The organism is Dyella nitratireducens (assembly GCF_014642835.1).
Lineage (GTDB): Bacteria > Pseudomonadota > Gammaproteobacteria > Xanthomonadales > Rhodanobacteraceae > Dyella_B > Dyella_B nitratireducens.
In genome coordinates, this window is the sequence record NZ_BMJA01000002.1 from 78519 (window position 1) to 91021 (window position 12503).

10 protein-coding genes are annotated in these 12503 nt (G+C 56.8%); 5 read left to right on the plus strand and 5 right to left on the minus strand.

What is annotated here, in order from left to right:
* Positions 1–383 precede the first annotated feature (383 nt).
* From IEX75_RS11465 to IEX75_RS11485, 5 genes are all read left to right on the plus strand, one after another.
* On the plus strand, positions 384–4808 hold the full coding sequence (locus IEX75_RS11465; RefSeq protein WP_268236486.1) for an RHS repeat-associated core domain-containing protein: 4425 nt from the start codon (positions 384–386) through the stop codon (positions 4806–4808).
* Complete coding sequence (locus IEX75_RS11470) at positions 4805–5161, plus strand: hypothetical protein (protein WP_188794483.1); 357 nt, start codon at positions 4805–4807, stop codon at positions 5159–5161. Before IEX75_RS11465 ends, IEX75_RS11470 begins: the two co-directional genes overlap by 4 nt.
* Positions 5162–6237: 1076 nt before the next feature.
* The gene (locus IEX75_RS11475; protein ID WP_188794484.1) at positions 6238–6540 is read left to right on the plus strand and encodes an NTF2 fold immunity protein; all 303 of its coding nucleotides are present in this window, start codon (positions 6238–6240) and stop codon (positions 6538–6540) included.
* A 152-nt stretch (positions 6541–6692) separates the two neighbouring features.
* Positions 6693–6941: a hypothetical protein gene (locus IEX75_RS11480; RefSeq protein ID WP_188794485.1), complete on the plus strand. Its 249-nt coding sequence runs from the start codon at positions 6693–6695 to the stop codon at positions 6939–6941.
* Between the two features lie 16 nt (positions 6942–6957).
* Entirely contained in the window at positions 6958–7134 is a 177-nt protein-coding gene (locus tag IEX75_RS11485) for a hypothetical protein (protein ID WP_188794486.1), read from the plus strand.
* A gap of 206 nt (positions 7135–7340) precedes the next feature.
* Here IEX75_RS11485 and corA read toward each other — a convergent pair whose 3' ends face one another.
* From corA to IEX75_RS11510, 5 genes are all read right to left on the minus strand, one after another.
* On the minus strand, positions 7341–8354 hold the full coding sequence (gene corA, locus IEX75_RS11490) for a magnesium/cobalt transporter CorA (protein ID WP_229720789.1): 1014 nt from the start codon (positions 8352–8354) through the stop codon (positions 7341–7343).
* Positions 8355–8433: 79 nt separating this feature from the next.
* The gene (locus IEX75_RS11495; RefSeq protein ID WP_188794487.1) at positions 8434–9651 is read right to left on the minus strand and encodes a lipoprotein N-acyltransferase Lnb domain-containing protein; all 1218 of its coding nucleotides are present in this window, start codon (positions 9649–9651) and stop codon (positions 8434–8436) included.
* 310 nt (positions 9652–9961) lie between these two features.
* On the minus strand, positions 9962–10801 hold the full coding sequence (locus IEX75_RS11500) for a CorC family transporter (protein WP_188794488.1): 840 nt from the start codon (positions 10799–10801) through the stop codon (positions 9962–9964).
* A gap of 172 nt (positions 10802–10973) precedes the next feature.
* Entirely contained in the window at positions 10974–11435 is a 462-nt protein-coding gene (gene ybeY, locus IEX75_RS11505) for an rRNA maturation RNase YbeY (RefSeq protein ID WP_188794489.1), read from the minus strand.
* A 5-nt stretch (positions 11436–11440) separates the two neighbouring features.
* Positions 11441–12463: a PhoH family protein gene (locus tag IEX75_RS11510; protein ID WP_188794490.1), complete on the minus strand. Its 1023-nt coding sequence runs from the start codon at positions 12461–12463 to the stop codon at positions 11441–11443.
* Positions 12464–12503 lie beyond the last annotated feature (40 nt).

Consider the following 12503-nt stretch of genomic DNA (forward strand, 5'->3'; position numbering starts at 1 on the left):
GCTCTGAGCCGGGTGGATAACGCGTTCGCGTCCGTATGGTCCCTTCGCGGCATGTCGACTGAGGACCGTCATGCCGCATCTGGGTTGAGTGGGAGGCGTCGCGCCAATCTGTCATTCCTATGCAATGTTCGGTTGCCGCGATCAGGCGGACAGACAACAATGCAATAGACTGCTATAACGCTAAATAGCTACCGGCGGCCAAAGACTAGCCGTCGAAGACACAGGGAAAGCCAATGGACCGTATTCAGAGTGTGGCGCGCACGGCGCAAGGCTGCGTGCTGGCAGCAGAGGCTCAGCCAAGAGACACAGCTTCGCGAATCAGGGCGCGATGGGGTGTTCTGATTTTGCTGTTGATATGCATGATTACCTATACCACTGCGGTGATGGCCGACAGCGGCTGGTGCCAGCCTTATGGCAATTGGCAGTCATTCAGTGCTTCAGAGTACCACTGCACGAATATCCAGCTGCCCAGTGACGAGAGCGAGGGCGGAATAATCGTTACTGCCCCCTGTCATACGTGCTGCATTATCTTGCAACAGAATGGAATCGTCGGTTCCTGGGCGGACGGAATCGTCAACATAGTCAATGGAGGATCAAGCCCTAATAACGGGTGGGGCAATCAATGGGGCTGCGGTTTCCCTACACCCAATGCCAACAAGGCGCTTGGCAAGTTCCCACCTCAAAACAGCATTGGCGATCCTATCAATGTGGGTAATGGCAATGTCTATCGCTTCGATGAGGATTTCAGTGCGGGTCGCTGGTTGACGTTTGGCCGGTATTACAACAGCGCCTCAACGGCAGGGTTGGATACCATGGGTCAGCACTGGCGCCACTCCTATGCCAGTCATCTGACGTACACCGCAGCGACCTCATCCAGTGCTGCCAGCGTCACCATCACGCGTGAAGACGATCGCGTCAGCACCTATCAGCTCGTAGGTAGTCAATGGAGTGGAGAAGCCGATGTGCCTGATGCGCTGACCGAGCAGACCGATAGCAGTGGCAATCCCCTTGGCTGGACCCTGTTGCGGGTTGATACGCGTAGTACCGAACAATTCAATGTTTCGGGGCAACTGACCAGCATTACCGATGCCAATGGTTTCGTCACGACGTTGATCTACAGCACTAGCTCCACACCCTCGAACGTGGCGCCAGGCCCTGGTTATCTGATCTCAGTCGTTGATCCGCAGCAGCGCGCGATCCAGCTTACCTACAACGGCAGTGGCTTGATAAATCAGGTGACCGCACCAGATGGATCGACCTACAGCTACGCCTACGACAGTAACCATGAACTGCAAACCGTCACTTACCCTGGCGGCAAGAGCTGGACGTACCTCTATGGCGAATCGCCCAACAATGGCGGTAACACCTCGGTCGGCTTGTTGACGGGCGTCATCGATGAAGCAGGTGGCCGCCTTTTCAGCTACAGCTACAACGCGGCGGGGCAAGGCATCAACAGCCAAATGGCCGGTGGGGTGGCTTCCTATGCCATCACCTACAACAGCGACGGGTCGGTTGATGTGGCCGACCCGCTTGGCACATCTCGGCATCGCCCCTTTACCACCCTCTTGGGTGTGCCCTATCTCACGGGAGTTAATGGCACGTGTGAGGCGTGTTCGAACGTCAGCACGTGGTCCTACGACTTCAATGGCTATGTTAACCAAACCACCGACTTCAACGGCAACGTCACCATCTACACCCATGATGGCGACGGCATGGAGACGGGGCGAGTGGAAGGTTATGGCAGCGCAACGATGCGTCCTGTCCAGACGGACTGGAACGATACTTTCCATGTACCAACGGAGCAGCGTCGATACAGCGCAAGTTACGCGCTGGTTGAGAAGACGGATTGGCTTTACAACGCGAACGGACAACCCATAGCACGTTGCGAGATCGACGCCACCAACAGCGCAGCCTCCGGTTACACCTGTTCGAATACCGGCACTGTGCCGGCAGGTGTACGCCGCTGGACCTACACCTACTGCACGGCCGTGGGCGCGGGCTGCCCACTCGTCGGCTTGATGCTGACCGAGACCGGTCCTCGTACCGATCTCACGCAGACGACCTATTACAGCTATTACACCAGTAGCAGCACAACGAACTGTGGCACACCGGGTGCCGCCTGTTATCAGGCAGGTGACTTGCATACGGTTACCGATGCTCAGGGGCATGTCACGACCGTTGCCTCCTATGATGCTGAAGGTCGCATCACGCGCATCACCGACGCTAACGGCATCAACACGGATATGACCTATACGGCACGCGGATGGCTGGCTTCGCGCAGCGTGGGCGGTGCTACCACTAGCTTCACCTACACGCCTTATGGCGCAGTGCAGACGGTGACCGACCCTGACGGTGTCTTTACCACCTACGGCTACGACACCGCGCATCGCCTGGTGAGGATCACCGACGCCCAAGGCAACTACATTCAATACACCCTGGATACCGCCGGCGACAAAACCGGCGAGCAGGTGTATGACTCAAGCGGCGCGCTGCACAAGAGTCTCGCTCGCACCTTCAATACCTTAGGCCAGCTCACCACCTTGGTCGATGGCCTCAATAACACGGTGTTCAACGCCAGCGCGAGCAACAGCTACGATGCCAACGGCAACCTGGTGCAAAGCACCGATGGCTTAGGCATCCAGCGCCAGCAGGGTTACGACGCCGTGAACCGCCTGGTACAGACTATTGACAATTACAACGGCGGCGACGCCACAACAAAGAACACCACTACCCAATACAGCTACGACAGCCTGGACCGCCTCACCCAGGTGACCGACCCCAGCAGCCTCAACACCACTTACAGTTACAACGGCCTGAGCGATGCCATCAGGCAGGTTAGCCCTGACACCGGCACTACCAGCCGCACCTTTGATGCTGCCGGCAACGTGCTTACCCGCATCGACGCCAAGGGCATCACCGCTACTAACACTTACGATGCGTTGAATCGCCTGATCAGTACCAGCTACCCGGACACCACGCAGAACGTCACCTACAGTTACGATGATCCCAACAGCGCCACCGGCTGCGGCACTAGCTACCCGATCGGACGGCTTACGCGGATCATCGAGAACAGCGTGACCACGGTGTACTGCTACGACACACGCGGCAACGTAATTCAGAAGCAACAGATCACCGGCGCAGGCACGGATATCACTGACTACAGCGTGAGCGCCGCAGGGCGACTCAGCGGCATCGTGTATCCCAGCGGCACCCTGGTCACCTACACCCGGGATGGGGATGGGCGGATTCAGAGCATTAGTGTGACGCCCCCCAGTGGTACGGCCAGCACGGTGGTGAGTGGGGTGAGCTATCAACCGTTTGGCCCGATCAATGGCTACACGCTTGGGAATGGACAGCAGATTGCGCGCGCCTACGATGCGAACTACCGACTCACGGATCTCACTAGTCCGGCGTTCAATCTGCACCTCGCCAGAGATGTGATGGGCGATATCACTGCCATCGGCAATGCACCGGGTGCGAATCCAGCGACAGAGACGTATAGCTATGACCCATTGTATCGACTGATCGCCGTCACGGAGGCCAGCGGCACCATCCTGGAAAGCGTGACGTACAACCAGACTGGTGATCGACTCACTAAAACGGGCAATGGCCTAGCTAGCGGCACCTATAGCTACAACACCAACACGCATCAGTTGATTGCCACGGGCAATGCGACGAGAACCATCGACGCGGACGGCAACACCACGGGGATCAGCGAGGCTGGAGGTGCCTATGTCTTCGGATACAGCAATCGCAATCGCATGACGGTCGCGCAGCTAGCTGGCAGCACGATTGCTAGCTATACATATAACGCATTAAATCAGCGCATTCAGAAGGTCGCCAGCAGTGCCACGGAGCGCTATGACTACAACGAAGGCAGTCAGATCCTGGGTGAGTATGGTGCGAAGAGCCGCGATTACATCTGGATGGACGGCATCCCAGTGGCCAACGTCGATACGTCGGGTACGACCAGCACAATCGCCTATGTCACCGCTGATCAGTTGGGAACACCGAGAGCCATTGCCGATGTCAACGGCAATACGCAATGGCAATGGTCATACCAAGGTAATCCTTGGGGTGAGCAAGCTCCGACGAGTAGCGGGTATGTGTATAACCTAGGCTTCCCGGGGCAGTACTTCGATGTAGAAACCGGGCTGTTCCATAACGGTTTCCGTGACTACGACTCTGGATCTGGACGGTATATCGAGAGCGACCACATTGGTTTAAACGGAGGTATCAACACCTATATCTATGGATTGAATAATCCTTTGATGTATGACGACCCATTAGGCCTTCGTCCTCCCACGCCCAGTGAGATAGCGTTTCTTAAAGCGTTTTTCGGAAAATGCTTCAATGCTCAGCGAATGGACATAAACAAAAGGCTATTCGGTAGCCGTGCATGGTCTCCGTTTGATCACCATGTAAATCTGCCAGGCAATGACTTTATTGGTGGCAATGGAAGTAATTCGGTCAATACAAGTGATCCATATATCGCTTCCATTTTAGCACATGAGACTTTGCATACCTGGCAACGAGATCAAGGTGCCAACGTAACGACGAGTGAAATTGGCCCGCAGATTGCTGCTTCGCTCGGTGGGAGTGATCCATATTCCTACGATCAGTCAATAAACGATCCGGCCGCCAACCTTGCTCAGTTCCAAGCTATGTTCAACAACAGTAATTACGAAGCACAAGCACAGATGTGGCAGGACTATGTGTATTCGAAGCTAACGGGTGGAGATGTAAGCAAGTGGTCCGAGATAGCAAACTACGTTCAATCCAAGGCTTCGTGCGGGTGCAAGCAATGAACATTACGAAAAATTTGTTTATAACTGGGCTTGTTATTTTGTCTGCATGTGCCGCACCTGGAGATGGTGTCAAGGCAAAGAGCGGCTATGCAGCCGCTGTACCTGTGATTACAGCACTTGAGGCATATCATCAGGCGAATGCTGCCTATCCCTCTTCACTGGATCAGCTAGTTCCAAAGTTCATTGCTGGCAACAGGTTGGCAGCTACCATGCCAGATAAAAAAGTAACGCCGTTTAAGTATCGGCAAATTGATAACGGCTATGAGCTTTCGTTTTCTTATACGGGGCCCGGGACAAACCAATGTGTGTACAGGGAAAGTACCAAAGCGTGGAAATGCTACGGTGCTTACTAGGCCTGCTTGAACGCCATAAGCAGTCCTGCTATGCCTATGTCGGACGCAGTCCGATCGCAAGCGATGATCCTCTTGGCTTAGATGATACGTTTTGCAGGATTGACCCGAGTTCGTGTGGTTGGAATGTGGATAGTCCCACATATGGCAATGTTTCCGCGGGGATCAATGAAGCTGGAGGCGAGGCTATTTTGGGCGAATCAGGGGAATAGGGGTTTGCCGCCGATACGACTCCGTATATGTGTTTTTATGCGATAAGTTGTGGATCATTGCTACCACTATGGGCGAAGATGGCGCAGTGGGAGGGGTCACATCGATCGGCAATGGAGCTCCAAGTGATGACGATTCCATAACTGCGAACTTTGGTTCCGATGGGGGCGAGGCGGTTACCGCAGTTGGTTCCGCGCAGGATGACCCCGCCGACAGCGGCCAAATAACCGCGGCCAGATGGTTTGGGAGACATCCTGAGCAAATTGCCAGGAGTGCAGGAATGAAAATATCGTGGAAGTATAGCCTTTCGTTCACATCTTGGTCGTTGGCAGCATTCTATCTGCCGACATTGATGGCTCACCCTTTGATACATCCTTATCTAAGGGGCGAGGCCTTCTATGTGGTTGAGCTTTGTTTGGTTGCAATCATAGTTTTAGTTGCCGAACCTGCGTTTAGGGGTGGGGCTCTATTGAAACTATCTGTGGCTGCCATTCTTGGATATTTCGTGGGATTGGTTTCATATCTGATCAAATGGGCTTTCTTCGACAAGCACACTAATTCGCCAAGTCATCTTGCTCAGGTTTTAGATGGCATATTTTCCGTAAGTCCCTGGCTTTTTGCAGTGTTCACATACTGCTGGCTGCTGCTACCAGTAGCCACATTGATTGGAAGGTGGCTTACTGCTCGCCTTCTTCACACAAAGCTAGTCCTTTAATTTCCAATCTTTGGTGATGCCACCGACACCTATAATTACCATAGACCCTAGAGCATTGCTGGCAGGACTGGTATTTGAGGAGCCGACGCTATTGTCGGCCAAGAATTGCGGATGCACTAAGGGGCATTAAGAAATGAGAAGAGTAAGTATAGGTATGGGTGTGGCTTTGTTGTTTTCGACTACTGCTTTTGGGCAGGCGATACAAAAAACTCGGCCGCATCCAGATTATGTGCCGGATGAGAAAACGGCGCAGGCTATTGGTGAGGCAGTGCTCATCGCGCGATTTGGCGAAGAAAGCGCGAAAGCTCAACTTCCGCTCAGGGTAGTTCGCAGCAGCGGAGATTTCTGGATTGTGCAGGGAACTTTGGGTGGTCCTATGCGTAGTGGTGGCGGCATGGCGGTGTGGATTAATGAACACTCGGGATGCATTGAGAATGTATTGACACACATGAAATAGCAATATTCCGAGGTAATGCGTGGGGTGGCTAAAAAAGCCGAAAATGAGTTGAAAAACTGCGATGAGATTTAAGCGGTGTGCGCTCCCTAATCGTGCATCAGTCTTGGACAATCTGCGGCTGAAGCGGTACTTCGAGCTTGGATCGATTGCTCATGAAAAATGAAACAATGGACAAACTTGGATTACTGGCGATGTTGCGGTTTGTATTTGTATTGGCGCCAGTCACAGGTGCGGTTAGCTTCAGCTGCTACACAATCCTTGAGCTTATGAAGGCTCATAATTTGAAAGGATGGATGTTTGTGCCAAACGTCCTAGCGCTTGCGTTGCTATATTACCTGGCTGATGTTTTGGTTTTGCGCGATCTTAAGAGAAAGTGGGGCGAGCTTCGAGAATCGAAATAGATTTGTAGGTTGGGGTGTGAACGCCAACATCGCCATGCTTGATGTACAAGGATGTTCGGGCAACCAGGCCAACACCCACTGGCTAATCACCATCGGCAGCGATACCCGCAGTTATGACCCGGACGGCAACACAGTCAGCGCCACGGTCGCTGGTGAAGCTTGGAGGTACGTCTATGACGGCTACACCGCATGACCGTGCTGTTGCGCAACGGTGCTGCCGCGGCCACCTACACCTACAACGCCTTCGGCGAACGCATTGCTAAAGTCGTGAATGTGTACTGCCGGCACTCAATCAGCTCGTAGCTCGTAAGCTGGGATGCAATCTCAGCATCTGGAAGCCGTAAAGGATGCTCAGATTGCCATTCCAGCTTGCAGGCTTACCTTTCAAGTATGCTTGCTTTAGAACCACTTCGCTCGCTTGAGCGCCAGGTAGATGGTTCCCACGACGCAAGCCACCACACCCATGATCGTGGGATATGCCCATGGCTGGCTGAGCTCAGGCATGTGCGTGAAGTTCATGCCATACCAACTGGTTATCAGAGTCGGTGCTGCAAGCATGGCCGCCCAGCCGGCAAGCTTCTTCATCACCTCGTTCTGGCCGAACGTCACCAGCGACAAATTGACATTGATGGCCGCGGCGAGCATTTCGCGCATGGCGCTGATGGACTCGTTGACGCGGAAGACGTGGTCGTAGATGTCGCGGAAGTAGACGCGGAGGTCGTCGGGGATGAAGCCGGGGTGGAGGCGGACGAGTTGGTTGATGATGTCCTGCATGGGGGCTACGGCTAAGCGCAGGGTCATGAGGTCGCGCTGCATGTCGTAGAGGCGGCGGACGGTGTCTCGGTTGAGGGTGTCGGCGAAGATGTCTTTTTCCAGCTCCTGCAGTTCTTCGCGGAAGTCGCGCACGATGGGGAGCAGGTTGTCGACGATGTAGTCGAGGACGGCGTATAGGCCATAGCTGGGGCCGAGTGCGAGCATTTCAGGGTTTTTCTCGCAGGCGTGGCGTGCCGGTTTGTAGGAGAGTGAGGCGCCGTGCCTGACGGTGATGAGATAGCGCTTGCCCAGGAAGATGTGGGTTTCGCCGAAAGCAATGTGGCCGCTGATGAGTTGGGCGGTTTGTACGACGATGAATAGTGCGTCGCCGTAGGTTTCGATCTTGGTGTGCTGGTGGGCGTGTTGGGCGTCTTCCACGGCCAGGTCGTGGAGGTCGAATTCTTCTTGCAGTTTCAACAGCAGCGGGCTGTCGGGTTCGTGCAGGCCTACCCATACGAAGGTGTCTGGCTGTTTGAGTGCTTCGCTGATGTCGTCGATGCTGATGTCGCGCAGGCGCGTGCCGTCGGTTCGGTAGGCGACGCAGTTGACCACCATGGGGTTGGATGGCTGAGTCGTAGTGGTTGCGTCGAAAGTGGACATGGCTTCGATCATCCTGTGCGCAAGTGGTGGCCTCTGCAGAAAATCAAGATGGATTCCCGCTTTCGCGGGAATGACGGCCCTAGGGTGTTGGGGGTGTTTTGCGCAAGCTCCAGGCTAGTGCGAGCCAGCAGGGTAGGGCGAGCAATATCCACGGTTGGTTCTGCTGCACCACGCCGGGTAGCAAATGCATGAGTAGGGCGATCAAGAGCGCGATCAATTGCAATGCCAGCACGCTGTTGGCAAAGCGAGAGGTGGCGATGTTTCTGCGGACATGCCACAGCGAACGCAGCAGCAGAAAAGCGAGCGGGTTGAAGAGTAAGAGGTTGGCGTTGGCCCAGGCCGAATGATGCGTGGTAAGGGTCCACAACATCAGCATGACCAGGCCGACGAGACCGGCGAGCAGCAGGAACAGGCTGCCGAGTAGCGCATAGGCGAGTCGAGCGTATCGCCATGCGCCGACGATCAGTGCGGCGATGATCAAGCCGGCCATGCCAAGCGGAATGCGCAGATCGGGCGGCGTGGCGGGTGGTGTGCTGAGGTGGTTGGGGTAAAGCAGGCTTTCGTTTTGTACGAGCGGTTGTGTGCCGCCGTGACCATCCGCAACAGTGATGTTGCGGATGCTCTTTTGCAGTTCTTCCGGCAGGAAGCTTTCTTGCCATGCATTGAGTGGTTGATCGGCGTAAGGCCCAAGGCCTAGATCGAGGATCAACATCAGCCAGGGTTGTGCGCTCATCAGACGCACGGTTTGCTGGCGATAGGTCATGCCGCCCGGCAATTGAGTGAGGCGCGCTTTGATGGCGCCGCCGAGTGCGCGGTCGAATGCATCGCGTACGCGGGTGGTGCAGTTGTCGACGTAGTAGTCGTAGTTGTAGGTGGCGTTTTCGGGGCGCAGGTTCCAGAACAGGAAATCGCGCAGTGCGGCCGCTTGTTGCGGCGTGAAGGCGAGTTTCTGTTTGGTGACGGACCGACCGGCTTGGGCGTAGAAGTTTTCTTCGTCGGTGGTGGTTTCGGCGTCGATCAGGTAGTGCATCTGGCCGCGGGCGAAGTTGAAGAAGAAGTTCTTCTCGTCGAAGTTGAAGACGCCGTAGTTGAAGTTCATTTCTTCGCCGCTGGCGGTGTCGCGCAGTTCGATGGCGTCGTGGCCGAAGCGTTCCCAGTAGATGTCGCCGGGGCCATACGTGATGAGAGAGATTTCCAGGTTTTCGCCTGGTGCGTCGGCGACGCCGGCATGGGCGGGGAGGATCGCGCAGCACAGGAGGGTGAGGGCGATGAGGAGGATGCGGCCGGCCTTAGTCATGCGATTGGGCGAAGTATCGAGGACGCGTTAGGGTAGCGGATGTGTGTGGCTGATGTGATTGGCAGAGAGGTGAGGGTGGACATCACCCTTAAGGTTTGAGCTTTAGCGTGCCGTCATTCCGGCGCAGGCCGGAATCCAGTTTCAATACGTTGTGCGAAGCACTCAAAACCTTTTGTATCGAGTGCTTCGCACGGCATGTTTCTACTGGATTCCGGCTTTCGCCGGAATGACGGTGAGGGATAGGTGGTTTTCTCGCGAGGGTGGCCTCTCACCCCAGCCCTCTCCCCGGAGGGAGAGGGGGTAAAAGCCGTTAGCGGCGTACGACGCGGAATTGCTGTACGCGCCGGTCATCCGCCTGGGTCACACGAAATTCGAAGTTGCCGATGTCGATCTGCTCGCCCACTTCCGGCAGGTGACCGAATTCGGCGGTGACCATGCCGCCGACGGTGTCGAATTCCTCGTCGGAAAACGCGGCACTCACTTCTTCGTTGAAGTCGGCGATGGGGGTCAGAGCGTCGACGATCCATTCGCCTTCGGCCTGGACGCTCACGAGGTTGGGTTCTTCCTCGTCGTCGTGCTCGTCGTCGATCTCGCCGACGATTTCCTCCAGCACGTCTTCGATGGTGATCAGGCCGGCGACGCCGCCGTATTCGTCCACAACCAGCGCCATGTGGTTGCGGCTGCGGCGGAATTCGGCCAGCAACACGTTCAGGCGCATGGACTCGGGAATCAGCACGGCCGGGCGCAGGATGGTGCGCAGGTCGAAATCGTGGCCGTTGCCGAAGTACTTGAGCAGGTCCTTGGCAAGCAGGATGCCGAGGATGTCGTCCTTGTCTTCGCCGTGCACGGGGAAGCGGGAGTGGCCGGATTCCACCACGGCGGCAAGGATGTCGGGAAGCGGCGAGTCCACGTCGATCATCACGATCTGGACGCGGGGCACCATCACGTCGTCGACGTTGAGCTCGGTGACTCGCAGCGCGCCTTCCAGCATGGGAAGGGTGTCGGCGCTCAGCAGGCCGTTGGCCTGGGCGGTCCGCAACTCGTCGATCAGTTCTTCGCGGTTGCGTGGTTCGCCGGAAAACAGATGGCCCAGTCGATCCCACCATTTTCGGTGGACCGGGCCGCTGGTACTGCCAGGGTCCTCGTTCATTACTCTTGAAAAGACAGCCCAAGCTGGGCGGGAAAATCAGTCTAGCGGAAAAGCCTTTGCCGTTCAGAGACAAGGGGTGAATAACGAAACGTGGCGACGGGCAGGGTTGAGGCAAGGCCTTACCCCACCCCAGCCGTCCCCTGCGAGCAGGGGAGGGAGCGTCTTTCGCACATCAATAGGGATCGGGAACGCCTAAACCCTTGAGAATGCGCGTTTCCAATGCCTCCATGCGGACCGCTTCGGCTTCCTCGATATGGTCGTAGCCGAGCAAATGCAGCACCCCGTGCACGGTGAGATGAGCCCAATGATTTGCCACCGGCTTGCCTTGCTCGGCAGCCTCGCGGCGCACCACCGGGGCGCAGATGGCGATGTCACCGAGCAGAGGCAGCCGCACGCCCGGGGGCAGGTCCATCGGGAAGGACAGCACGTTGGTGGCGTAGTCCTTGTCGCGATAGGTGCGGTTGAGCGCGCGGCCTTCCCGCGTGCCGACGATGCGTATCGATAGCGCCGCCGCCCGCCGCCGCCGTGCGCCGGCCAGGGCCGCCTCCACCCAGCGGCGGAAGCTGGCGGGCGAGGGCACGCCAGCGCGGGGTATGCCGTAGCTGAGGTGCACCGTGGCCAGTGGCTCGCTCATATCGATCAGCTCTCGCGCCTTGGTTTGTTATTCGCGTTCCCCGTTCCCTGGTTTTCGTCTGCCGCTTCTTCAAAGGCCTCGTACGCCCGCACGATCTTCGCCACCAGCGGATGGCGCACCACGTCGCGCGAGGTGAAGAACGTAAAGCTGATGCCATCCACACCGCGCAACACCTCAACGGCATGGCGCAAGCCGGAGCGCACGTGCCGGGGCAGGTCGATCTGGCTGACGTCACCGGTGATCACCGCCACCGAGCCGAAGCCGATGCGGGTGAGGAACATCTTCATCTGCTCGACGGTGGTGTTCTGCGCTTCGTCGAGGATCACGTAGGAGTCGTTGAGCGTGCGGCCACGCATATAGGCGAGCGGCGCAATCTCGATCACGTTGCGTTCGATCAGCTTGGCCACTTTTTCGAAGCCAAGCATTTCATACAGCGCGTCGTACAGCGGGCGCAGGTACGGGTCCACCTTTTGCGACAAGTCGCCAGGCAGAAAGCCAAGTTTTTCACCGGCTTCCACGGCTGGACGCACCAGCAGGATGCGCTGCACGCGGTTGGCTTCCAGTGCTTCCACCGCGCAGGCTACGGCGAGATACGTCTTGCCGGTGCCGGCAGGACCTACGCCGAAGCTGATGTCATGTGTGCTGATCGCGTGCAGGTAGCGCGCCTGGTTCGGGCCGCGGCCTTTGATCACGCCGCGCTTCACCTTGATGATCACTTCCTGCGCACTTTCGGCCGCTTCTTCCACGATGGATTCGATGCCGGATTCAGCCAGATGCAGGTTGATCTTGGCGCCGTTGAGTGATTCCGATTCCGTGGCGGCGTAAAGCGCGCGCAGCACTTTTTCGCCGGCGCGTGCGGCGGCTTCGTCGCCGATCACCTGGAAGAGATTGCCGCGGTGGTCGATTTCCACGCCCAGACGCAGCTCCACCTGGCGCAGGTGTTCGTCGAATGGGCCGCACAGGTTGGCGAGCCGGGCGTTGTCTTCCGGATCGAGGGCGAAATCGCGTTGGTTCAAACCGTCGTTCATAGATGTCGAATTCTTTTGTGTGTCGTCGCGCCGGCAAGGG